This window comes from Micromonospora sp. LOL_023, from assembly GCF_048060115.1.
In the GTDB taxonomy this organism is placed as follows: Bacteria; Actinomycetota; Actinomycetes; order Mycobacteriales; family Micromonosporaceae; genus Micromonospora_E.
In genome coordinates this window covers 1-22,985 of sequence record NZ_JBHMIM010000029.1, presented here as the reverse complement: position 1 = coordinate 22,985, position 22,985 = coordinate 1, and the positions used below count along the sequence as shown (strand labels likewise).

The 22,985-nt window shown below is 70.5% G+C and carries 14 protein-coding genes and 3 pseudogenes; 5 read left to right on the top strand and 12 right to left on the bottom strand.

Translation table 11 applies throughout. The annotated features are described in order from the left end of the window. Window positions 1-135 precede the first annotated feature (135 nt). Window positions 136-912: a CDP-alcohol phosphatidyltransferase family protein gene (locus tag ACFHVL_RS17020; RefSeq protein WP_416628971.1), complete on the top strand. Its 777-nt coding sequence runs from the start codon at window positions 136-138 to the stop codon at window positions 910-912. On the opposite strand, the gene ACFHVL_RS17015 is transcribed toward ACFHVL_RS17020, so the two are convergent. The 6 genes and pseudogenes from ACFHVL_RS17015 to ACFHVL_RS16990 all read right to left on the bottom strand — a co-directional run bounded on the left by ACFHVL_RS17015 (window position 879) and on the right by ACFHVL_RS16990 (window position 9,650). Continuing rightward, window positions 879-1,685 (bottom strand): FkbM family methyltransferase, encoded by an 807-nt coding sequence (locus ACFHVL_RS17015; RefSeq protein WP_416628970.1) that lies wholly within the window; start codon window positions 1,683-1,685, stop codon window positions 879-881. The two genes, ACFHVL_RS17020 and ACFHVL_RS17015, sit on opposite strands and share 34 nt — an antisense overlap. Further along, on the bottom strand, window positions 1,672-2,265 hold the full coding sequence (locus ACFHVL_RS17010) for a GNAT family N-acetyltransferase (protein WP_416629021.1): 594 nt from the start codon (window positions 2,263-2,265) through the stop codon (window positions 1,672-1,674). The genes ACFHVL_RS17015 and ACFHVL_RS17010 overlap by 14 nt, the downstream gene beginning before the upstream one ends. Before the next feature lie 36 nt (window positions 2,266-2,301). Beyond that, a pseudogene (locus tag ACFHVL_RS17005) lies at window positions 2,302-4,308 on the bottom strand (penicillin acylase family protein); the annotation flags it as partial. Window positions 4,309-4,364: 56 nt separating this feature from the next. After that, window positions 4,365-6,716: a GNAT family N-acetyltransferase gene (locus tag ACFHVL_RS17000; RefSeq protein ID WP_416628968.1), complete on the bottom strand. Its 2,352-nt coding sequence runs from the start codon at window positions 6,714-6,716 to the stop codon at window positions 4,365-4,367. 131 nt (window positions 6,717-6,847) lie between these two features. Next, window positions 6,848-8,119: pseudogene (locus tag ACFHVL_RS16995) on the bottom strand (lysine N(6)-hydroxylase/L-ornithine N(5)-oxygenase family protein); the annotation flags it as partial. Continuing rightward, window positions 8,106-9,650: a pyridoxal phosphate-dependent decarboxylase family protein gene (locus tag ACFHVL_RS16990; protein ID WP_416628967.1), complete on the bottom strand. Its 1,545-nt coding sequence runs from the start codon at window positions 9,648-9,650 to the stop codon at window positions 8,106-8,108. The pseudogene ACFHVL_RS16995 and the gene ACFHVL_RS16990, both read right to left, overlap by 14 nt. 247 nt (window positions 9,651-9,897) lie before the next feature. Here ACFHVL_RS16990 and ACFHVL_RS16985 point away from each other — a divergent pair, with 247 nt between their 5' ends. Beyond that, window positions 9,898-11,325 (top strand): MFS transporter, encoded by a 1,428-nt coding sequence (locus tag ACFHVL_RS16985; protein ID WP_416628966.1) that lies wholly within the window; start codon window positions 9,898-9,900, stop codon window positions 11,323-11,325. Window positions 11,326-11,328: 3 nt separating this feature from the next. Here the strand turns inward: ACFHVL_RS16985 and ACFHVL_RS16980 are convergent. The 4 genes and pseudogenes from ACFHVL_RS16980 to ACFHVL_RS16965 form a co-directional block, all read right to left on the bottom strand. Continuing rightward, window positions 11,329-11,706 (bottom strand): annotated as a pseudogene (locus ACFHVL_RS16980) (GNAT family N-acetyltransferase); the annotation flags it as partial. 90 nt (window positions 11,707-11,796) lie between these two features. Beyond that, window positions 11,797-13,191: an NAD(P)/FAD-dependent oxidoreductase gene (locus ACFHVL_RS16975; RefSeq protein WP_416628965.1), complete on the bottom strand. Its 1,395-nt coding sequence runs from the start codon at window positions 13,189-13,191 to the stop codon at window positions 11,797-11,799. 56 nt (window positions 13,192-13,247) lie between these two features. Then, the gene (locus ACFHVL_RS16970; RefSeq protein WP_416628964.1) at window positions 13,248-14,837 is read right to left on the bottom strand and encodes a xylulokinase; all 1,590 of its coding nucleotides are present in this window, start codon (window positions 14,835-14,837) and stop codon (window positions 13,248-13,250) included. A gap of 5 nt (window positions 14,838-14,842) precedes the next feature. Then, window positions 14,843-17,107 (bottom strand): aminotransferase class III-fold pyridoxal phosphate-dependent enzyme, encoded by a 2,265-nt coding sequence (locus ACFHVL_RS16965; protein WP_416628963.1) that lies wholly within the window; start codon window positions 17,105-17,107, stop codon window positions 14,843-14,845. Window positions 17,108-17,313: 206 nt separating this feature from the next. Between ACFHVL_RS16965 and ACFHVL_RS16960 the strand changes: the two genes are divergently transcribed. Beyond that, window positions 17,314-18,486, top strand: coding sequence for a PucR family transcriptional regulator (locus ACFHVL_RS16960; RefSeq protein WP_416628962.1), 1,173 nt, complete (start codon window positions 17,314-17,316; stop codon window positions 18,484-18,486). 44 nt (window positions 18,487-18,530) lie between these two features. On the opposite strand, the gene ACFHVL_RS16955 is transcribed toward ACFHVL_RS16960, so the two are convergent. Further along, window positions 18,531-19,370 (bottom strand): deiodinase-like protein, encoded by an 840-nt coding sequence (locus tag ACFHVL_RS16955; protein WP_416628960.1) that lies wholly within the window; start codon window positions 19,368-19,370, stop codon window positions 18,531-18,533. 120 nt (window positions 19,371-19,490) lie between these two features. After that, window positions 19,491-20,081: a TetR/AcrR family transcriptional regulator gene (locus ACFHVL_RS16950; protein ID WP_416628959.1), complete on the bottom strand. Its 591-nt coding sequence runs from the start codon at window positions 20,079-20,081 to the stop codon at window positions 19,491-19,493. Window positions 20,082-20,237: 156 nt separating this feature from the next. On the opposite strand from ACFHVL_RS16950, the gene ACFHVL_RS16945 reads away from it, so the two are divergent. Together ACFHVL_RS16945 and ACFHVL_RS16940 are read left to right on the top strand one after the other, a co-directional pair. Next, window positions 20,238-20,663 carry an SCP2 sterol-binding domain-containing protein gene (locus ACFHVL_RS16945; RefSeq protein ID WP_416628958.1) on the top strand — a complete coding sequence of 142 codons (426 nt, stop codon included), beginning with the start codon at window positions 20,238-20,240 and terminating at the stop codon, window positions 20,661-20,663. A 20-nt stretch (window positions 20,664-20,683) separates the two neighbouring features. Further along, window positions 20,684-22,720: a glycogen debranching N-terminal domain-containing protein gene (locus tag ACFHVL_RS16940; protein ID WP_416629019.1), complete on the top strand. Its 2,037-nt coding sequence runs from the start codon at window positions 20,684-20,686 to the stop codon at window positions 22,718-22,720. Window positions 22,721-22,985 lie beyond the last annotated feature (265 nt).

Here is a 22,985-nt window from a genome sequence, read left to right as displayed (position 1 = left end):
TGCCGAACCAATCGGTGAACTGTTCGCGCCGATTCGCCGTGGGTGGGGATATGGCACTGACGCGGGCGGCGGCGGTGGCCGATCGGTGACGGAGGAACAGTGACGGTAAGTGTGCGTAGTGAGACGATCCGATCGGTGCACGCGCCGAGCATCGGGCTGCTGGTCCAGATCGCGGTGCTGATGACGCTGGCGGCGGTCAGCGGACTCGGGATCGCCGGTTGGCTGGCCGGGCTGGCGTACGGCGTGGCCACCTGGGCGCTGCTCATCCGGGCGATGCAACAGCCCGAGGTGACCGGCTGGGGCCCGGCCGACACCGTCACCTTGGCCCGGGGCACGCTGATCGGTGCCGTGACGGCGTTGGTGGCCGACTCGTTCTTGCAGCCGGTCCCGGTGGCACTGCTGGTGGCCATGGCAGCGGTGGCGCTGGCACTCGACGGTGTCGACGGTCAGGTCGCGCGACGTACCGGCACCTGCTCGCGCCTCGGTGCCCGCTTCGACATGGAGACCGACTCGGCGCTGGTGCTGGCGTTGAGTGTGTTCGTGGCGGCGAGCGTCGGCTGGTGGGCGCTGGCGATCGGCGTCTTCCGCTACGTGTTCGGCGCGGCGGCCCGGGTCTGGCCGTGGCTGCGGGCACCGTTGCCGCCCCGGTTCAGCCGTAAGACGGTTGCCGCCACGCAGGGCGTCGTGCTGGTCGTGGCGGCCGCCGGCATCGCCCCGGCGATGCTGGTCACAGCGTTGGTGGGGGCCGTCCTGGCGGCGCTGGTCTGGTCGTTCGGCCGCGACGTGCACTGGCTGTGGGGCAATCGGCAGACGCTGGCCGCCGGCCAGGTCGGTCCGGGACCGTCGACCGGCCGGTGCCACGCCGAGCCGGCGTCGGATCAGCGGCTACGGGCTGGCAGCAGGACCGCATAGACATCGCCGGCGTTGGCCGCCTGCGGCAGTTCCCGTAGGTGTGCTTCCATCTGGGCGCCGGTCAGCCAGCGGTCGAAGGTCAGCCGTTGGCTCTCGCCGAGCGCGACGTCGAACCGGTAGTCGCCGAGCGTGGCCAGCCGGCGCAGGCAACGTAGCGCGGTGTCGCGCTGGATGGTGGTGAACTCGAAGGACAGCGCGGGCACCGGGTCGTGCAGCCCGGCGAGGACGGCCTCCTCGAACCCCTCCACGTCGATTTTGACGAACGCCGGCGGTCCGTGCTCGGCGACCAGGCTGGCGATGGTGGTGACCGGCACGTCGAGTTCGGTGTCCCACACCTGGTCGGACCAGCCGTTGGCGCCGTCGGCGGCCTCGACGAACTCCGCCGACGCGGTGGAGACGGTGGGGTTCGCGGAGTTGATGTACATCCGTACCGACCCGACCTTGTCACCGCACGCTGCCTGCACCACCGACACCGCCGGGTCGTCGGCGTAGACCAGCCGCACCGCGCGGGCGCACAACGGCTGCGGCTCCACCGCCACGACCCGGGCGCCGAGGCGCCGGAAGCTGCCCACCCGGTCGCCGACGTGCGCACCGATGTCGAAGACCAGGTCGCCCGCTCCGACGAACCGTCGATAGAGCAGGTCCATCGCGGTGTCGCGTCCGGGGTCGCCGTAGTAGAACTCCAGCGACCGGCGCAGCCCGGCGAGCTGCGGATCAGCGGCCAGCACCCGGGCCGCCACCGCCGCAGGTCGCGGCTGCTCAGTTGCGGTCATCTGGCGATCGTACGTCGGCTGCGGGTCCGCCCGCTCGGAAGGCGTCCCGGGTCAGGAAAGCCAGCTGGGCACTCTTGTCGGCCAGCTCCAGCTGGGTGTCGAAGACGAAGCCCAGCCGCTTCCATCGCCGCAACGCCCGGTCGTTGCGTACGTCCGGCTCGATGACGATTCGTCGCCGGGCCGGATCGTCGAACAGGTGCCCGATGAACGCGGCCGCCACCGCGTCGGTGAACCCGGTGACCGGGCGTGGTGCCGGTGCCAGGAACAGATGGATCCCGACGTCACCGGTCCGCACCGGATAGTGCTCGCCCAGCGGGTCCTCGGCGGGTTCGTAGGTCTGGAAGATGCCGACCGGCTCGTCGTCGACGTACATCAGGTAGGCGTGGTGCGAGGCCAGTCCGTCGATGAACCGGTAGATCTCGCCCACCTGTTCCCGCGAGTGCCCGGTCATTCCCCAGAACCGGGCCCGAGGCTCGGTGACCCAGCGGAACACCAGGTCGAGATCTGCCTCGGGGTCGAGCACCGCCAGGCTGAACCGGCCGATGCCCGGCAGCTGTCGCGCGTAGACGGTGGGCACCATGGAGCCGGTGCCAGTCGGACGCCATTGGATCCGGGAGACCGGAAGCAACTCTCCGGCCGCCCAGCGGGGCAACTGGTCGGCGAAGTGCCGGTCGCCGGGACGTCCGGACGCGCCGAACGGCACCACCCAGCGGCTGGCGGCCGGGTCGGCCAGATCCCAGACGTAGCGGGCCACCGGCCCGCGCCAGCAGACGTCGGAGACCCCGGGGACGCTGGAGGTGGCGAGCACGCAGTCGGTGTCACCACTGAGCGTCACCGGTCCGCCGAGGGTGCCGGTCGCCGGGTCGGCCGGGCCGGGTAGCACCCGGATCGGATGCAGCAGGTGCCGTTCGCCCCACGGCCCGGGCGGCGGGCCGGCGGCGATCTCCACCAGCGCGGCCACGGCGCACCGCGCCGGGTCGCCGCCAAGGCGGGACAGTCCGTCGAGCACCTGATCGAGGGCCAGTCCGATCCGGCCGACCGGGTCGAGCCATGGTGCGAACAGCCCGTCGAACCCGGCGTCGGCGTCAAGCGGCCGCAGACAAGGCTCGGCGTGCAGCAGCCGGACCAACGCCGCCCGCCAGGCGGCGAACGTGCCCGCTTCGACGCTGTCGGCGGCCATCGCGCCGTCCCAGCGGAGCAGTTGGTCGCGCAGCCGGTGCGCCGCGGCGGGCTGGTCGCCAAGGTCCAGACCGCGCAGCAGCCGGCGTAGCCCGTCGGCTGCGACCCAGGTGTCGGCGTGCACCGTCGCGGGGTCGGTGCCCTGCTCGACCAGCGACCGGATCCGTCGGGCCCGGTGCGGCGGGGCGAAGTCGGTGCCGAGACCGTCGGTGTCACCCGGGCGGCGGTCGTTGGCGTTGACCACCACGGTCTGCACCTCGGCGGCGGGCAGCGGGGCGTAGCCGGTCTGCCAGGCGTACCGCGGATCCCACCCGGGCACCGGTACCTGCCGGCAGCGTCCGTCGCGGACCGGCACCCGACCGGCGACCAGCCGGCGGACCGTGCCGCTGCGGTCGGCGACCAGCACGCTGTTGACCGGCTCCACCCAGCGGCGCAACGCCTGCGCGACGTCGTCGACATCGCGGGCACGCAGCAGCGGCAGCAGCGCGTCGAAGCCGAGCGCGCCGTCGACCCGGCTCGGCGTACGCAGGCTGATCCCCTCCCCGGTGTGCCGGTTGATGTCGACCACCGGACCACGTGGCGTCTCGATGATCTCCACCGGTACCGGCTCGGCGTCGCGGACCTCGATCAGCTCGGTGTGCGTCGACGCCGGCGACCAGCCGTCGGCCTCCCGGACCAGCACCTGTCCGTCGACGTGGCGCAAGTGTTCGCGGTACAGGTCCTGGTAGTCGGCCATCGCGTTGGTGATCGCCCAGGCGACGGCCCCGGCGTGCCCGAAGTGCGGCAACCCGGGTACGCCGGGGAAGGCGAACCCGACGACGTCGAACTCGGGGCAGCTCAACTGCACCTGGTGATAGACGTTGGGTAGTTCGAGGATGCGGTGCGGGTCCCCGGCGATCATCGGTGCCCCGGTGCCGCTGTGGCCTGCGGCCACCGCCCAGGCGTTGCTGCCCGACGCCACCGGCGGCTCCATGGCGAAAAGCTCAACGGCGTCCGGGCCGAGCGTGGCGTCGACGTGCGCGCGCCACAGCTTGTTGCCGAAGGTGCCGAAGAGCACATGCTGCACCAGGAAGACCCCGAGCGGTGTCCACGGTCGCCACCTGCCGGCTGTGGTGCCGGTTTCGGCGAACTCGGGTGCCGCCGCCGCGCCAGCGGCCAGCCCGTCGTTGACCCCGTCCACATAGGTGCCGATCCACCGCTTGGTCGCCGGGTCGAGCTGGTGGAAGCACCGCCGCGCGGTGTCGTCGAGGCGTACCCGGCGGGCGAACCGATCCCAACCGACCTCGGCGGAGCCGAGCCGGCTGGCCAGCGCACCCTCCGAGCGCCACCGTTCGACCTCGATCTGCCAGGCCCGGTCGACAGCCGCGGTGTGCCCCTGCAGGTACGCCAACGCGTCGACGTCGGCCGCCCACAGGTGCGGTACGCCGTACCCGTCGCGGTGCACCCGACCGGTCGCGGCGGCGGACGGTCCGGACCCCCGGGAACCCCCGGACGACCCGGTCACCGGGCCGGTTCCAGCGCGGAGGCGATCGGGTTGTCCTGCGTACCGGCGTAGATCAGCGATCCGGCCTGGTCGGTCAGGTCCACCATCTGCAGGGTGTTGCGCAGCTGAAGCCGGTTCAGGCAGGAGTGCCGGAACGTCGGCGTGAACAAGTCCAGCCGGTCCCGTAGCTGCGGGTGGTCGTCGCCGTGGGCGCGGACGCACTCGGCGACCAGCCGCCAGAAGTCGGCTGCCGGCAGCACCCGGTCGATGTCGAGGATCGCGGCCAGGAACCGTAGGAAGCCGTCGAAGACGTCGGTGAAGATGGCCAGCACCCGGAAGTCGTCGTCGACCGGCATCCGGATCCGTTCGACCGTGGCCGGCAGCTCCCGGTCGTGCAGGGCGACGACCTCCTCGCCGATGTCCTTCATGAACACCCGTACCGGCACGTGGTCCTCCAGCACGAGGATCAGGTTCTCGCCGTGCGGCATGAACGCCACGTCGTAGCGGAGCAGGCAGTGCAGCAGCGGACGCAGGTACGCCCGCAGGTAGCGGGCCACCCAGTCGGCGGCCGGTAGCCCGGACGCGGCGATCAGCGCGGTGGCCAGGTGCGCGCCGTCGGGGTCGCGGTGCAGCAGGCTGGCCATGGTGGCGAGCCGTTGCCGGGACCCGATGCGGGGCATCGGGCTTTCCCGCCACAACGCGGCCAACATCCGCTGGTATGCCGAGACCGGTGCGTCGCTGCGGTGGTAGGCGTCGCCGGTGTAGCCGACCGAGGCGAGCTCCCGCAGCACCTCGAACCCGCAGTCGCGCAGGGTGTCGTCGGCGGCGACCAGCCCGGCGACCCAGTCGTTGATCGGCGGGGTGGCCCGCATGTACGCGGGGGAGAGCCCACGCATGAATCCCATGTTCTGGATGGACAGGGCCGTCTTGACGTAGTGCCGGTGTGGTTGGTCGATGTTGAAGAAGGTCCGGATCGACTGCTGGGCCCGGTAGCGGTCCGAGCCGGTGCCGACCGGGACGATCGACCGGGCGGCCACGTCGGCGGCGAAGGTGATGCCGACCTTGTGTTCCCACTGCCACGGGTGCACCGGCAGGTAGCGGTAGTCGTCCGGGTCGAGGCCGAGGGCCTGTAGCCGGTCGGCGAACCGCCGTAGCGTCTCGGCACCCAGCTCGGCCAGGTAGTGGGATCGTTCGTCGACCCCGTGTCCGGCGGTGAAGGCGCTCAGGTCGCGGCGTACCGCCAGCCAGACCAGCCGCACGTCGGCACCGGCCTCCGGCGCGTACGCGGTGTGGTCGGTCAGGCCGAACCCGATCCGACCGTTGTTGGCGACGAACAGGGGATGCCCCTCGGTCATCGCCGACTCGATGGTCTGGAAGTCGGCGTGCACCAGGTCACCGGCCCGTTCCCGCCGGTGGTGGTGCTTCCAGGCGGCACCGGCGAGGGTGGCGCTGATCTCCTCCAGATAGGTGCCGAGCAGCTTCGGCGGGATACCGAGGGTGGCCTGCAACTCGATGATCAGTTCGAGGGCGTCCAGCGGTGTGGGCGCGCCGGCCACGTCGCGGGTCAGCGACGCCGGGTCGATCAGCCAGTGGTCGAGGGCGTAGCGGCGGGCCTGGAACCGGTAGCTCACCTGCCCGGTGGTGGTCAGCCGGTAGCCGTCCCCGCCGGGGCCGGCGGGGGTCTGGTCGTCGAGTTCCGGGCTGATCAGCCGCTCGTGGCTGAACTCGGCGATCGCCTTGGTGACGAGGTGCCGGTGCGCGGTGGCGATCGCGGCCGGGTTGAGGTGCTCAGGTGGCGTCACCAGGGTGGTCGGATCGGACGTGCCGGCGGTGAAGGCGGCCCGGGTGCAGAAGCTGAGCCGGGCCTGTTTGTCGGAGAGCCGGATGAGCCGCTCGACGACGAAACCGGCTTCGGCGTTCTTTGCGGCGATCGCCTCGTTGCGGACGTCCGGCTCGACGACGACGCGCCGGTGTGCCGGTTCGGCGAAGATGAACGCCAGCACGGTGCGCATCACCGCCGAGGTGGTCCCGTGCCGGGGCTGGCCGGTCGGGGGCGCGACCAGGACGTGCATCCCGACGTCGCCGGGCAGCACCGGGTAGTGGCCGGCGAGTTCGCTGTGCGCCGGTTCGTAGGTCTCGGCCAGGAACAGCGGCTCGCCGTCGAGCCGGCCGAGCCAGGCATGGTGGTGCGGGTCGTCGGCGATGCGTTCGTATTCGCGTCGCACGGTGTCGAGGTCGGCGTCGGGCATTCCCCAGAAGACCGACCGGGGGTGGGTGATCCAGGCGTGCAGGTGTTCGACGGTGGTGGTGACGTCGAGCGGCTCGATGGTCATCGTGCCCAGCGGGCCGGGCAGGGTGAAGGTGCTCATCGGGTGAGTGCCTCCTGCCGGTCGGCCGCCGCCGACGCCTGCGTCGGTGCCGACACCGACGCTGGCGGGGTCGTCGCCGGGGCAGGTGCCGACGCGGTGCCGGGTCCAGCCGGGGTGGGGTCGTCGGGTAGCGCGCCGAAGTGCTGGAACGCGATCCGTTGCTCGACCGGGTAGACGTCGCGTCCGCACATGTTGGCAATGATCACCGAGTTCCGGTACGGCCCCATCCCCAGGTCGGGGGCGGTCAGGCTGTGCGTGTGTTCCTCGGCGTTCTGCACGAAGATCTCCCGGTCGGCGTGGTCGATGGAGAAGCCGACCGCTACGTCGAAGCGGCCCCGGTCGTCCCAGCGGATCCGGTCGCGTACCGGGTCGAGGAACGTTGGGACGGTCGGCCGGTAGCCGGTGGCCAGGACAAGCCCTTCGGTGGACAGCGCGAAGTCGCGGCCCTGCTCCTGGTGGTGCAGCGCGAGCCGGTACCGGTCGTTGTCCCAGTCGGCGCCGGTCAGCGCGGTGCCGGTGAGCAGAGTGGTGGGCACCGGCCCGGCGAGGTCCTTGCGGTAGAGGGTGTCGAAGATCGTGTTCACCAGGTCGCCGCTGATGCCCTTGTAGAGGTTGCGCTGGTCGCGGTTGAGCCGGTCGCGGCTGGCGGGTGGCAGGGCGTGGAAGTAGCGGACGTACTCCGGGGAGGTCATCTCGAGGGTCAGCTTGGTGTACTCCATCGGGAAGAACCGAGGCGACCGGGTGATCCAGTTCAGCTGGTATCCCCGGGTGTCGATCTCCTCCAGCAGGTCGAGGTAGATTTCGGCGGCGCTCTGCCCGCTGCCGACGACGGTGATCGACGCCAGGTCCTGCAGCCGGGCCTTGTTCGACAGGTAGTCGGCGCTGTGGATCGCCGGGCCGGGCAGGTCGCGCAGCACTGCCGGCCGGTACGGCGTGGTGCCGATGCCGAGCACCAACCGCCGGGTCCGCAGCGTCTCGGTGGTCCCGGCGCCCGATTGCCGTACGTGTACCAGGTAGTCCCCGCTGATGGCGTCGTGCTCGACCTGCTCGACGTGGTGGCCGAACCGGATGTTGGGCAGCTGTGCCGCGGCCCATCGGCAGTACGCGTCGTACTCGGCGCGTAGCGGGTAGAAGTCCTCCCTGATGTAGAAGCGGTAGAGCCGCCCGGTCTGCTTGAGGTAGTTGAGGAACGAGTACGCAGAGGTCGGATCGGCCATGGTGACCAGGTCGGCCAGGAACGGCACCTGGATGCTCACGCCCTCGATCATCAGCCCGGGATGCCAGGCGAACTCGTCGCGCTGCTCCAGGAACACTCCGTCCAGCCCGTCCAGCGGCGCGGTCAGGCAGGCCAGGCCCAGGTTGAACGGCCCGAGGCCGACGGCGACGAAGTCATACGTTCGCATTGGCGCCCACCTCCGTGGTGACGGCTTGCGGGGCGGCGATGAGGGCCGGGTCCCATTCGGCGTCGAGCAGCTCGGCGCCGGCCCGGCGGATCAGGTCGATCACGGTACGCAGGTCTTCCACCGTGGTGTTCGGGTTGAGCAGGGTGAACTTCAGCCAGTAGTGGCCGTCGATGGTGGTGCCGGCGATGATCGCGGTACCGTCGCCGAACAGCCGGGACCGCAGCTGGGGCAGCAGCCGGTCGCAGTCGGCCACCGAAAGCCAGTCCGGTCGGTAGCGGAACAGCACCGTGCTGAGCACCGGCCGCATGGCGACCTCGAAGTCCTCCTGATCGAGCAGTTCGCCGTGGGCGATCTGAGCCAGGTCGACGACCCGGTCGAACATTTCGCCGAGTTGCTGTGCGCCGATCGCGCGGACGGTCATCCACAGTTTCAGCGCGTCGAACCGACGGGTGGTCTGCAGGCTCTTGTCGACCTGGTTGGGCACCGTGGCGGTACGCGGGTTCAGGTAGTCGGCGTGCACGGCGACGCGTCGCATCGTCGCCGCCTCCCGGACCACGATCGCGCTGCAGCTGACCGGCTGGAAGAAGCTCTTGTGGTAGTCGACGGTCACCGAGTCGGCGCTCTCGATGCCGTCGAGCAGGTGCCGGCGTCGCGCGGAGACCAGCAGCCCGCAGCCGTACGCGGCGTCGACGTGCAGCCACACGGACTGTTCTCGGCAGACGGTGCTGATCGCGGCGAGCGGGTCGACGCAGCCCCGGTCGGTGGTACCGGCGGTGGCGACCACCGCCATCGGCACCAGCGCCTGAGCGTGGAGCAGGTCGATCGCGGCGCGCAGCGCGGCCGGGTCCATCCGGCCGGTGTCGTCGGTGGCGACTCCCACGACGGCGTCGGCGGCCAGTCCGAGTAGCCGGGCGGACTTGCCCACGCTGAAGTGGCTCTCCTGGGTGGCCAGAATCCGCAGCCGGGGCAGTACCGCCTCGCGGCTGACCCCGGTCGCGGTGCCGCGACCGCCAGGCGGGTGGCCGTCGCCGGCGATGCGTGCCAGCCGGTCTTCGCGGGCCAGTAGCAGTCCATGCAGGTTGGACTGAGTGCCTCCGCTGGTGAAGACGCCGTCGGCGGCGGGGCCGAAGCCGATCCGCTGGGCGGTCCAGTCGATCATCCGGCGTTCGATCAAGGTGCCACTGGTGCTCTGGTCCCAGGTGTCGACCGAGGAGTTGACTGCGGCGAGCAGCAGTTCGGCGCTGAGTGCGGGAATCGCGACCGGACAGTTCAGGTGGGCCAGGTAGGTGGGTTCGTGGAACCAGACCGCGTGGTCCAGGTAGAGCGTGCCGATCTCGTCGAGCGCGGCGTCGACGCTGCCGAGGGGTGTGTCGAGGTCGACGCGGTCGACCATCTGCTGCAACGACGCGACACTGGCCCCGGAGTACGGCTGGCGGACCGCGCGTACGCGGTCGGCGAGCCCGGCCACGGTCTGGTCGATGCTGGACACGTAGGCGTCCACCGTGTGTCGACCGAACAGGTGTGGGTACATCGACCCCTCCAAGACCGCCTCCATAAGGGTAACCTAACCTAACTTAGGCGAGGCTACTGGGAGGTCCGGTGAAACGGAACTGGGCAGGGCGGGTCGGCGAGGTGTCAAGGGGGAGCGGCCGCTGGTCCGCAAGTCCCGGCAACGGCCCGGTACAAGGTCGCGACCTGCGGATTCGGGGCGACGGCGGGTGTTCGGCGTCCGGTTGTGACCTGCGTGACATCGAACGGATTCGACACCGGGAGTCCGAATGGGCGCGATGAGTCCCGCTGGCGTAGCGGTCCGACCGCCGGACCCCGTACCGGTCGACGGTCGGTTGCGAATGCTGACCGCGCTCTACGTCACCCAATTCCTCGGCTTCGGTTTCATCACGATCGGGCTGACCGGCATCCTGCGGGCCGGCGGCACCTCGCTGGACACGCTCGCGTTGCTGAACCTGATCGGTCTGATCTGGCCGGTCAAGTTCCTCTGGGCGCCGATCGTCGACCGGTACGGGCCCCGGCGCGGTGGGCACTACCGGTCCTGGCTGCTGGTGCTGCAGACCGGCATGGTCCTCGCCCTGCTGGCGCTGCTCGTGTTCGATCCGGCCACCGGCCGAATCGGCCCGATCGTGCTGATCTGCGCGCTGTTCGTGTTCCTGTCCGCCACCCAGGACATCGCCGCGGACGCGGTCGCCGTCCGGTTGCTCAGTCGGTCCGACCGTGGTCCGGGCAACGGGATCCAGGTGGCGGCCAGCTACGTCGGCAACATCCTCGGCGGCGGTGCCTGCGTGGTCGTCTACGACCGGTTCGGCTGGGCCGCGGCGGTCGGGCTGCTCGCCGGACTCACCGCCACCGGCCTGCTGGTGGTGTGGCGGTTCCGGGAACCAGACCGGGTCGCGAAACCGGCGGGCACCCGCCAGGCGTACGGCGCACTGCTGTCGGTGCTGCGCCAGCCGGGTTGCCGCGGCTGGGTCCTTGGTGTGGTGCCGTTCATCTACACGGGGGCGGGTGCGGCGTACGCGTTGGTGTCGCCGGCGTTGGTCGACGCGGGTTGGTCCCTGTCGCGGATCGGTCTCGTCACCGGCGTCGTGACCAGCGTCCCAGCGGTGATCGCCGGGCTGGTGGCTGGTGGACTGGTCAACCGGATCGGCCGGTCCGGGGTGCTGCTGGCCGGCGGTGTCTCGCTCGCCGTGGCGACGGCGTCGCTGTTGCCGATGCTCACCGGGCGGGCCGTAACCGGGTTCACCACCGTGGCGCTGTGCTGCTTCATGGCCGCGTACACGGTGGCCAATGTCGCGTTGTACACGGTGAACATGGACTACTCACGGCCGGCGTCGGGTGGCACCGACTTCACCGTACTGTCGTCGTTCGGGCTCGTCTGCTCCTACCTCGCCGCCGCCGTCGGGCTGGCGGTGGCCGCCCGGGTCGGTTACGTGACAGTCGCGGTGGCCGCGATCGTCCTGATGCTCGCCGGAGTGGTCATGGGGCTCCGCCATCAGCGCCGACACCGGCCGGCCGCGGCCGCCGGGCCGACCGGGCCGACATCGACGACGGTGCCCGGGTCACCAGGGCAGTGGTCGGACGAACATGGCGTGCTCGCGCCAGCCGGGGAACGGCACCAGGCCGCCGACGTGCTGCCAGCCGAGGACCCGCATGCTGCGCAGCACCCGCGTGTTGGAGTCGGCCACGGCCAGTGACACCCGCTGCTCGGTCCGGCTCGCCAACAGATGGGAGAAGAGCGTCACGCCTACCTGCTGACGCTGGAACTGCGGCAGCACGAACGCCTCACAGACGGCGAAGGTCCGACCCGGCCACTCGTGTACCAGATCGGGGTCGGTGTCCGAGCGGAGCTCGCGCCACCAGAGGGTCTCCGGTGGCAGCGGGCAGCCCATGACGGCGCCGACCGCCTGTCCGTCGGCGTATCCGACGGTGGCCGCGAAGCCGGGGGCCTGCGCCGTCCACTTCAGTCGTTGCTCCACCGACGGTTCGGTGTGGTCGACAAGGTGCAGGTCGTCGGCGTGCACTTGCCGGTAGATCTTCGCGAGTCCCGCGATGTCCACCTGGTCGGTCAGAACCATCCGGTGTTTCGCGGTGCCAGTTGTCGTCTTGTCGTCTACCTTCATTTCGCCCCCTCCGAGGTGAGGCTAACCTAACGAAAGAGGATGCTGTCAAGATCGGGATCGGCTGGTCGGCCAGCCGGATGGCGGCGGGGTGTCCAGACGTGGGCCGGGCCGGCCCCGTAGCACCCGCAGCGCTACGCCGGGCCGGGCCACCGCCGACAGCGGTGCCACCAGGTGGAAAACGTCGGTCAGCACCCGCAGGACGTACGGATCCCGATTGGCGACGTCGGCGGCGCGGTCGAGATACCAACGCGACAGCCGACCGCCGTGTGGCGGCCGGTCGCCGACGGTCGTCGGGTACCGCAGGTCAGCGCCGGTGGCGATCAGCCAGGCCGTCTCGCTGCCGGCGGCGACCTTGACCTGCGCCGCGCGGCCGAGCCGACCCCCGCCGGTACGCAGCTGTTCGGCGAGGGTCACACCGGCCTGGGCCGCCACGCTCATGCCCTGGCCGTAGACCGGGTTGAACGTGCAGGCGGCGTCGCCGACCACCACGAACCGGTCCGGCCACCGTGGCATCGCCTCGTACCGGCGACGGTGGTTGCCAGTGTCGCGGAAGCCGTGGATGGGGGAGTCCGGGGTGGCGTCCCTGATCGCCTCGTACAGCAGCGGGCTGCGCAGCCCTCGGGCGAACTCCAGGAAGCCAGCCTCGTCGGTCGGTGGGCAGTCCCCACCGAGACCGCCGAGGGTGACCATCCACCGGCCGTTCTCAATCGGATAGAGGACGCCGCCGCGACCGGAGCGTGGCGGCTGCGGCATCAGCACGATGTTCTTCCAGCCGTCGGCGGTTCCGGCTGGAAGCAGGTAGCGTCGACTGGCGTAGCCGAGACCGGACTCGACCCGAATCTCGTCCGGCCGGCCGTAGCCCAGGTCGTCGAGCCACTGCGGAGCGTGCGAGCCGCGTCCGCTGGCGTCGACCACCAGATCGGCGTCGAGGCCGCGTACACCGGTGTCGGCGCCACGTGGCCGCAGCAGCACACCGGTGACCGCGTCGCGGTCGTCCGAGCCGAGCAGCCGGACCGCCTCGTGGCCGGGCATGAACCGTACCCGGGGGTCGGCCGCCAGCCGGCGGCGGACCGTCCAGTCGAGCAGTTCGCGGCTGACGCCGACCAGCCGGTGGGTGGCCGGGAACCGTTCCCGCCAGCCGACGGGGGTCAGGTAGAGGATGTCCGTCGGGGCGTCGACCCGTACCGCCCCGATCTCGTGCAGTTCGGCGATCAGCCCAGGAAAGAGCTGGTCGAGAGCCCGCTGGCCAGCCGTGACGAGCACGTGCAGGTGATGTGCCTGCGGTACGCCGGCCCGGACCTTCGGCTCCTCGGGGAACCGGTCGCGGTCGACGACGGTCACCTGGTCGACGTGTTCGAGCAGGGCCCGGGCGGCACAGAGACCGGCGAGGCTGCCGCCGATGACGACGGCATGACGGGAGGCGACCGTAGATTGCGACATGCCACAATCGTCGCCGATCGGTCGGCCGGATCCGGCCCACCACCCGCCCTACGCGTTCACGGGTTCAGCCGCCGGTACACCGGCGCGAGACGCCTGTGCAGGTCACAGTAGATGTCGAAGGCCTCGTCGTAGCGGACCCGGTGCGCCGGCGTCGGCGTGAAGACCCGGTCGGCACGCAGCAGCCCAGGGATCTGCCCGAACGTGAGCATCCCGGTGCCGACCGCCCCGATCCAGCCCGCGCCCCGGACGTTGACTGCCACCGGTTGCGGATCCCGGCGGATCTCGACACCGAGCACGTCGGCGAAGATCTGGCACCAGGCGGCCGACCGGGCGCCGCCGCCGGTGATCGCCAGCGACCCCACCGGGCTGCCGAGGAACCGGTCGACCGCCCCGGACAGCCACCTGGTGTTCAACGCGACACCTTCGAAGACCGCCCGGAGCAGGTCGGAGCGGTTGGTGTCCAGCGAGATGTTCAGGAAACCGGCGCGCAGGTGCGGATCGTCGACAGGGGCCCGCTCGCCGTACAGCCACGGCATGTAGAGCACCCCGTTGGCGCCGGCCGGCACGGTCGGGATGATCGCGTCGAACGCGTCGAAGCTGGATCGCTCGTCGCGGCTGAGCTGCCCGGCGCCGATCAGCGGATCGTCGTACTCGACGATCTTGTCTTTCAACCAGGTGAGGTTCGCCCCGGCGGTGGCCTGCAGCGCGGTCATCAGGTACCGGTCGCCGATCGCGCACGGCACCGAGGCGATCTGCGCGAACACGTCGGTCTTCTTGGCCGGCACGTGCGCCGCGATCCACGACGAGGTGCCCAGATAGAGGTGCGGATCGTTGTCGGCGGTGGTGCCGGCGCCGACCGCCGCCGCGGTGTTGTCGACCGCTCCAGCCACCACCTGCACCGTCTGTGGCAGGCCCAGATGCGTGGCGGCGGTCGGCGACAGGGTGCCGATCACCTCGGTGCAGGCGACTATCTGCGGAAATTTTTCCCGATCTATGCCACAGTCGGCGACCAGCGCGGGGGAGTACCGGATCTGACCGGGCCGACGGTTGTCGGTCACCCACGAGGTGAGGATCGAGTCGACGGTGGCCACCGTACGGCCGGTCAGTTTGAGGTTGATCCAGTCCAGCACGTTGAGGAACGTCGCGGTCCGTGCGTACACCTGCGGCATCTCGTCGCGGATCAGTAGCATGTGCGCGGCCGGGTCCTTGCCGGTCGGCGACGGCATCCCGCCGGTGAGCCGCAGCCAGCGCAGCGTCCGACGGACCGACAATCCCTGGTACGCCGGGAAGCCGCCGAACTGTCGGCGCAGCCCCGCCGCGCCGCGCATGTCCAGCCAGGTGATGCACGGGGTCAACGGCTCCCCAGCGGCGTCGACGGCGATCGTCCCCTCGCCCTGGGCGGACGAACAGACCGTGGTCACCGCCCGCAGGTGCGCCGGGTGGGCTTGGCCGAGGTCGGCGACCACCTCGGCCAGCGCCGCCCACCAGCGCGCCGGGTCCTGCTCGGCGCCGCCACCGGGCAGCACCCGCAGCGGCACCGGCCGCTCGGCCCACCCGGTCACCATGCCGTCGGCGGCGACCAGCGCGGCCTTCATCCCGGAGGTGCCCAGGTCGATCGCCAGGACCTGCGGTGGGATGGCCGGCACTGTGGTCAGACCCCTTCGACCTGCGCGAACACCCGGTCAAAGCGCTCCAGAGCGCGGTCGATCACCTCGTCGGTGTCAGCCAGCGACGTGTACATCCGGGAGCCGGCCAGGGTGATCAGACCGTGCGCCGTGTACGCCGCCCCCATCTGCTCCATCAGCCGTTTACGGGCCTTGTTCTCCTTGAGCAGCTTGATCGGGCTGCGCATGTCCAGGAGCATGACGCCACTGCATTCCAGATGCACGATCGACCCCTGGTTGTACGCCACGTACGGCAGACCGTACCGGTCGATCAGCCGCTGCAGGCCCCGGGTGAGTCGGTCGCCGGCCCGGCCGGCGATCACCGGCGCGTTGGTCCGGGCCATCTCCGCGATGGCGAAGTAGCCGGCCGCGCAGGACAGCGGGTTCGCCGACAGGGTGCCGCCGACCTGGATGTGCGCGCCGCTGCGGCCGTCCAGTCCGGAGCCGAAGACGGCCATCACGTCGGCCCGGCCGCCGACCCCGCCGGCCATCGGGTAACCGCCGGCGACCGCCTTGCCGAACACGGTCAGGTCGGGGGTGACGCCGAAGTAGCCGGCGGCACCGCCGAGTCCGGTACGGAAGCCGGTCACGACCTCGTCGAAGACCAGCAGCGCGCCGAACTCGTCGCACAACGTGCGGACCTTGGCGTTGAAGTCGCGCGGCACCGGGCGGGTGCCGGACTCGGGGCCGAGTGGTTCGACGATCACCGCCGCGGTGCCGCCGCGTACCCGGTTCTCGATCAGCTTGCGGCGCAGTTGCCCCAGGTCGTGTGGGAACGCCTCGCGGGTGTTGGCGGTCGCGCCGAACGGGATGCCCTTGGCGTTCATCCGGTAGGTGCCGGGCACCCGTAGCCCGTACACCATCGTGTCGGACCAGCCGTGGTAGGCACCGCCCACCTTGATCACCATGGTCTTGCCGGTGAAGGCGCGGGCACCGCGCACCGCGGCCATCACCGCCTCGGTACCCGAGCCGAGCGAACGGTACATCTCGATGTGCGGCATGTACCGGTGGATGATCTCGGCGAGCTTCAGCTCGTACTCGTGGAACAGCCCGGTCACCGGACCGGACTTCGAGATCACCGCGGCGACCTGTTCGTTGACCGGGCCGTAGTTGCTGCCCAGGATCGTCGGCCCGCCGGCCTGTAGGAAGTCGATGTAGGTGTTGCCGTCCCGGTCGGTCAGGTACGCGCCCTCGGCGGAGTCGATCGCGAGCGGGAACGGATAGTTGAACGCCAGATTGTGCTGCACACCGCCAGGGATCCGCCGCCGGGCCCGGTCGGTGATCTCCTTGCTGGCCTGACACTTCGTGTCGAAGTAGCCGAGCACGTCGAGCATCGCGTCGTGGCGCAGCCCGCGCAGCGGCTGGGCGACGAGTGCCTTGAGCCGGCGCATAGTGTCGTCGACGTCGAGGTACTCGGCGATCGCGTAGCCGAGCTCGGTGGATTCGCCGCCGGGGGTCGGCGCGGTCGTCGTCGCCGGCACTGGCGGGCCGGCGGCGGCGATCTGGGCCGCCACCGCGTCGGCGCTGGGCAACGCTTCGTCCGCGGGCACCCGTACCGGCGGCACCGCGTCGGTGAGCTGCGCGGCGATCCGCTTCTCGTCGGCGCGCAGCTTGCCGAAGGCGATCTCCCGGATCGCCGTCGGGATCGTGTAGACCCTGCCAGTTTCGCTGGTCAGCGCCAACAGATAGGCGATGGAGACCTTCTCCAGCAGCGCCATGTTGAACACCGCGCGGTCCGGGTCCGTGCCGAGCGCGACGACGCCGTGGTTGGCGATGATGAACGCGTTGTCGCCGCTGGCCACCTTCTTCTGCACGTTGCCGGCGAGCCAGCCGGTGCCCGATGGCGCGTAGTCGACGATCGCCACCTCCCGTCCCAGGAAGCGGACCTGTTCGTCGGTGAGCGCCGGGATCGGCTTGCGCAGGAACGCCAGGGCCGAGGCGTACGGCTGGTGGGTGTGCACGACCGCGTTGACGTCCGGGCGTTGCCGGTAGATGTTCGCGTGCATGCCGGCCTCGATCGACGGGGCGAGGTCGCCGCCGGTGCCGTCCGGGACGTGCTCGCCGTCGAAATCGACCAGGCAGATGTCCTCGACCCGCATCTTGTCGTAGTCGTAGTTGCTCGGGGTGACGGCGTAGCGCCGGTGCCCGGGCACCCGGACCGAAACGTTGCCCTCGGTGGCCTTCAGATACCCACGCTCCAGCATCGTGCGGCACATGTCCACGACGTGCTGACGGGAGGTGTGGTGTCGCATCTCGGTCTCCTCCGGCTGGCGGCCGGTCCGTCGGCCTGGTCCCATCCTTGCCCGGATCGACCTGTCGGGCACCGTCGCGCCGGCAGCGAGATAGCCCGCTGTGTTTGTCACCCGGTGATAGCTCTGTACTTCGTTCGCTGCCGCGCCCGGCGACCCAACGACGGCTGAGTGTGGGAAGGGTTATCACCGGATGACAGGATGATGGCGTGCATGCCGGCGCGGTCACCTCGACTCCCTGGCAGCGGCTGCCCGCCGAGCTGGCCCCCGCCATGCGGCCACGGCTGCCTGCGGTGATCCGGGCGGTCGCCACCGCGGTCACTGAGGCGACCCCGGCCTTCGCCGGGGTCGCCGAGCAGAAGTTCCGGTCCGACGCGTGGACGGCGGTCGAGGTGGCGCTGCACCACTTCCTCGACCTGGTCGGTACGCCGCACCCGGCGCTGCCGCCCCGGGTGCGGGAGGTCTTCGTGGCGCTCGGCGCGGCCGAGGCCCGCGAGCAGCGCGGCCCTGAGGCGTTGCTCGCCGCCCTGCGGATCGCGTCCCGGTTGCTGCTACGTCACCTCGGCGAGGTACTCGCCGAACTCCGGCCGCTGGACGTCGAGACGCTGGTCGACTGCGCCGACGCGGTCAGCGGGTACGTCGACGAACTGGCGGCGGCCAGCACCGACGGCTTCGCCCAGCAGGTCCGCGAACAGTCCGGCGACGGCGACCGGTTGCGTCGTCAGCTCGCCGATCTGCTGCTCGCCGGCGGTGCCCCGGCCGAGGTGGTGGCGCTCGCCGCGACCCGGGTCGGCTGGCCCGAGCTGGACACCGTCGTACCGGTGGTCCTCGCGCTCGGCCACGCCCGCGACGTGCGGTTCCGGTTCGGCGCCGACGGGCTGGTGGTCGAGCGGGGCCGCGACGCCGTCGTGTTGCTGCGCGCCGGGCCGCGCACCAGCCGGTCCGCCCTGGCCGCGACGCTCGGCGGTCGGGCCGCGTCGGTCGGGCCGGCGTTGCCCTGGCCGCAGGTGCCGCAGGCGGTACGGCTGGCCGAACTCACCGCGACCGCCGCGCCGCCGACGGCTGACGTCAGGTTCGCCGACGACCACCTGACCGCGCTGGCGGTGCAGGGGCAGCCGGACGCGCTGGCAGTGTTGACCGTCCGACGGTTGGCACCGTTCGAGTCGCTGCGTCCCGCGGGCCGGGAGGAGCTGCTGCGGACCCTGCACAGCTGGCTGCGGCACTGGGGGGCGCGGACGGCGGTCTCAGCTGAGCTGTTCGTGCATCCGCAGACCGTCAGCTACCGGATGAAGCGGCTACGGGAACTGCTCGGCGACGAGTTGACCGACCCGGATCGTCGGTTCGAGCTGCTGTTGGTGCTCGCCGCCCGCAGCCGTCCCTGATGGCGTGGCCGACGCTCAGGCGGGTCCGCACGACCCGTCGGTGGTCAGCCGGCCAGGGCGATCGCCACGGTCGCGGTCAGCAGCGCGGCACCGGCCAGCATCAGCAGGGCGGCGGGGCCGCGCCGGTCCGGCTGCAGCGAGCCGAACAATCGGGACAGCCGGCCGAGGACCGCCAGCGGTGGCGCGGCGAACCAGACCTCCCGTTCGACGTTGCCGCCGGCGAAGCGCACGATGCCGGGCAGGTGCCCGACCGCACGCAGCAGTGGGCCGACCATCCGGTGGCTGTACGGCGTCGGTGGTGGTCCGCCGGCGGCGACGGCGGTCAGCGCCGCGCGCAGTCCGTTCTCGTCGTTGGCCCAGTGCGCCCGGTATCGGATCGTAGAATCGGCCCCGATCAGGTATGCCGAGTTCGGCTTGGGTGAGAGTATCCGGTGCACGGTGCCGTCGATATCGTCGACCGCGACCTCGAACGGAAACCCGTGGTGTCGACGCAACTCCTCGGCGTGTGCCCACTTCACGTCGAACGTCGAGGGCTGGGGGTAGCGGTTGCCGGGGTGGGCCTCCCGGGTGTTAACCAGAATGAAGCGGATGTTCTCCCCGAACTCCGCGTGCAGTCGCCGCAGTGCCGGCCCGGCGCTCTCGGTGACCGGGCAGGTGCGGGATCCGAAGATCATTAGGACCGGTCTGGCGCCGAGCGCCCGGCTGGCGAACCGACCGCCGTCGAGAGTCGCCAGGTCGAACTCTGGCAACCGGTCGCCGGGTGCCGGTGCGGTGGGACCGAACCGCAGATCGTCGAGGAGCAGCGGGAGTCGGAACCGCTCGAAGCGGTACGCCTCGCCGCTACCGGGCGCGGTACCGGCGGGGGATGGGTCGGCGGGTGCCATGAGGGGTCATCTCCTGGACCATGATAGTTGACTGATTGGTCAAGTCGCTGGGTGCGCCGGTCTCGCCCGGCGTCGGCGCGGTCGCCGGGTACGGTCGATTGTCTGTGCGGCTCGGGCGGCTCAGGTGGGCGTGGCAAGCAGCATCCGCACCCCGGACCGCATCTGGGCCACGAGTTCGGGCCGGTCGTACGCCTTGGCCAGCAGAGCCACCCCCTGCAGGTACGCGAGCAGGCGGAGAGCGGCGCTGGCGGGCACCACGTCCGGGGGCAGTTCGCCCTGAATCCTCGCCTCGTCGATCGCGGCGGTGAAGTATCGGGCCCAGGCGTCGAGGATGCCGGTCAGCCGTCGCCCGGACTCACCCTGCCCGGCCAGCTCTGCCGCGAGGTTGCCCAACGGGCAGCCGGGAGTACTGCCCATCCGCTCGCGGGTCATCGCCAACAGTCCGCCGAAGGCGTGCACGAACCGGTCGATCCGTCCCAGCGGAGCGACGTCGTCATTGAACGACTCCGCCAGCAGTGCCTCCATCAATACCCAGTTGGCGTCCAGCACGGCCAGCCCGAGCGCCTCCTTGGACGGGAAGAAGTGGTAGAGACTGCCCCGGTGCACTCCCGCCTTGCCGCAGACGTCCTCGATGCTGACGGCGGCGTACGACGAACCGTGGACCAGGTCACGGGCCACCGTGACGAGGCGCTCCCGGGTGTCCGATGCCATGTTTCCTCCGCTGCTTGACTGTCCGGTCAAGAATCTAGCCCAGACTTGACTGAACGGTCAACTGCCGATGCTCGTCATCTCCGGGCGATACCGACTCGCCCTGGCTGGTGCCACCGTCGACGAGTCACCCGGAGCGCTAGGCAGAGGAAGAGGCAGATGAGCGTGGATCCCACGGCCGACTTCTTCTCCGGCACCGTGCAGCAGCGGACCCACCTGTTACCGGTCGGCCTGACCGGGACGATCCGGTTCGATCTGCGGCGCGGCCGCCGGGTCGACCACTGGTACGTCAGTTTCGCCGACAGTCAGCTGCGGGTAGCGCGAATCAATGACGAACGGGACGCCGAGTGCGTCGTCTCTGCCGACGGTGCGGCGTTCGACAATCTGGTGGCCGGCGCGAATCCGGCCGCCGCCGTGCTTCGCAACGAGGTGTCGTTCCGCGGCCAGTTGCGAATCTTCGTCCTGTTCCAGCGGCTGTTGCCCGGCCCACGCGGAGACACCGGGCCGCAGCGGGCCGCCACCGGCGGTGCCGTCACCGAACAGGGTGTCGCCGCGCAGGCCGCGGTCGGGAGGGCCGGCCGGTGAGACCACCACGGATCAGCGTGATGGACGGAGTCTGCTTCGTCGTCAGCGACCGTTCCGGCGACATGGACGCCTCCCCGTCGGACCTGGTGGGCCTGTTCTCCTTCGACACCCGGTTCCTGTCCCGCTGGGTGCTCACCATCGACGGGCAACGGCTCAGTCCGCTGTCCGTAGACGACCTGCACCACTTCGAAACCCGTTACTTTCTCGTCCCCGGCCAGCCGACGCACTACGTCAGCTCGACCATGACGGTCATCCGACACCGCACCGTCGGTCTCAGTATCGGCGAACAGATCACCCTGCTCAACCATCGCGGCGAACCGGTCGACGTCACTGTCCGGATCGACGCGGCGAGCGACTTCGCCGACATCTACGAACTGGGCCTACCTGACCTGATCAAGAGAGGAGAACTGACTAGGAGCACCGGGAACGACTACCTGTTCCTGCTCTACCAACGCGAACAGTTCCGACGCGGCACCGCCGTCAAGACCAGCGAGCCGGCCGAGATCGACCTCGACGGACTCTGCTACCGGATCCGGATACCGGCGCACGGCTCGTGGACTACCGAGCTACGGGTGGAGACCGCGGTCGAGACGCCGAGCGGCACCGACCTGCGTGGCGAGGTCCGTCATCAGATCCGCGCGGCGAAGCAGAGCAACGAGCGGGATCTCAACGAGTTTCTTGCCGAACTGCCGGCGCTCAACTGCGAGCACCCGCCGCTGGCGCAGACGTACCGGCGCAGCATGCTCGATCTGGCGGCGTTGCGCCACCCGGACCTCACCACGGGCCGCAAGATGCCGTCCGCCGGATTGCCCTGGTTCATGACGCTGGTCGGACGCCAGGCGCTGGTCACCTCCCTGCAGACGCTGCCGTTCGTGCCGGAACTCGCCGCCACCACGCTGGAGGCGCTGGCCCTGCTGCAAGGGGCGAAGATCGACGACTATCGGGACGAACAGCCGGGCAAGATCCTGCACCAGATCCGGTACGGCGAAACAGCCGCCTTCGAGGAGACCCCGCACTCGCAGCACTACGGATCCGCCGATGCCACCCCGCTGTTCGTCGTCCTGCTCGACGAATACGAGCGATGGACCGGTGATGCCACGATGGTGCGTCGACTCGAACAGGAGGCCCGCGCAGCCCTGGGCTGGCTCGACCAGTACGCCGACCTGCTCGGCGACGGTTATCTGCGCTACCCGCCGCCGACGAGCCGATTCGAAGCCGCCAACCAGGTCTGGAAGGACAGCAGGGTCGGCATCTGCTACTCCGACGGGCGGCTGCCGGGCGGCCCGGTCGCCGTCTGCGAGGTGCAGGGGTACGCCTACGACGCGCGGCGACGCGGTGCTCGACTCGCCCGCGAGTTCTGGAACGACCCGGCGTACGCGCAACTGCTGGACCAGCAGGCCGACCAGTTGCGGGAGCGGTTCAACCGGGACTTCTGGATCGCCGCGCGCGGGCACTACGCGCTGGCTCTCGACGCGGACGGCGGCCAGGTCGACGCGCTCGCCTCGAACCAGGGACACCTGATGTGGAGCGGGATCATCGACGTGGACCGGGCCGGCGCGGTGGTGGACCGGCTGATGGGCGAGGAAATGTTCTCCGGCTGGGGCATCCGGACCCTGGGTACCCGCGAGGCCCGGTACAACCCGGTCGGGGTGCATGTCGGCGCGGTCTGGCCGTACGACAACTCGATCATTGCCGCCGGGATGCGCCGGTACGGCTTCCGCGCCGAGGCCGGACAGATCGCGCAGGCCATCCTGGACACGGCGTCGTACTTCCAGGGCCGGCTGCCCGAGGCCTTCGCCGGGTACGACCGGAGTTCGACGCTGCATCCGGTCTGGTATCCGACCGGCAACAGTCCGCAAGGCTGGTCGGCCGGAGCGCCGCTGTTGCTGCTGCGGAGCCTGCTGGGACTGGAACCGCGAGGTGACCGCCTGGTGGTGAATCCCGCCATCCCACCCGGGCTCGGGCAGATCGAGCTGCTCGACATCCCCGGTCGCTGGGGCACGCTCGATGCCTTCGGCCGGCCGCGCTCGTCGTCGAGTGCGGCCGTCGCGCGGTGATCTTGTAACCGGGGCGCGCAGCTGATCCACAGACATCGGAAAGTCCCGGCACAGCCGGTAGCCGGATGGTCGGACCATGACGATGGCCCTTCGCTACGGAGGCTGAAAGGTGTTCAGCGCCCTGCGTGCCGACGCGCCCGAGGTGCCGGTGCAGTTCCTCACCGCCAAGGACGCAGGGGCTTTGCGTAGTCGTCTGATGGCGTTTGTGGCCTGAGCGTTTACGGTATAACTGGCCTGATTGGAGGGTGACGTAGGACGGGTGCGG

Coding starts and splice junctions, on each gene's coding strand:
- ACFHVL_RS17010 (WP_416629021.1), bottom strand. CDS start 2,265: ATGGTGCCCACCGTCTACGCGCGACAGCTGCCGGGCATCGGCCGGTTC.
- ACFHVL_RS16965 (WP_416628963.1), bottom strand. CDS start 17,107: ATGCGACACCACACCTCCCGTCAGCACGTCGTGGACATGTGCCGCACG.
- ACFHVL_RS17000 (WP_416628968.1), bottom strand. CDS start 6,716: ATGAGCACCTTCACCCTGCCCGGCCCGCTGGGCACGATGACCATCGAG.
- ACFHVL_RS16950 (WP_416628959.1), bottom strand. CDS start 20,081: ATGGCATCGGACACCCGGGAGCGCCTCGTCACGGTGGCCCGTGACCTG.
- ACFHVL_RS16990 (WP_416628967.1), bottom strand. CDS start 9,650: ATGTACCCACACCTGTTCGGTCGACACACGGTGGACGCCTACGTGTCC.
- ACFHVL_RS16955 (WP_416628960.1), bottom strand. CDS start 19,370: ATGGCACCCGCCGACCCATCCCCCGCCGGTACCGCGCCCGGTAGCGGC.
- ACFHVL_RS16940 (WP_416629019.1), top strand. CDS start 20,684: ATGGACGGAGTCTGCTTCGTCGTCAGCGACCGTTCCGGCGACATGGAC.
- ACFHVL_RS16945 (WP_416628958.1), top strand. CDS start 20,238: ATGAGCGTGGATCCCACGGCCGACTTCTTCTCCGGCACCGTGCAGCAG.
- ACFHVL_RS16985 (WP_416628966.1), top strand. CDS start 9,898: ATGGGCGCGATGAGTCCCGCTGGCGTAGCGGTCCGACCGCCGGACCCC.
- ACFHVL_RS16975 (WP_416628965.1), bottom strand. CDS start 13,191: ATGTCGCAATCTACGGTCGCCTCCCGTCATGCCGTCGTCATCGGCGGC.
- ACFHVL_RS17015 (WP_416628970.1), bottom strand. CDS start 1,685: ATGACCGCAACTGAGCAGCCGCGACCTGCGGCGGTGGCGGCCCGGGTG.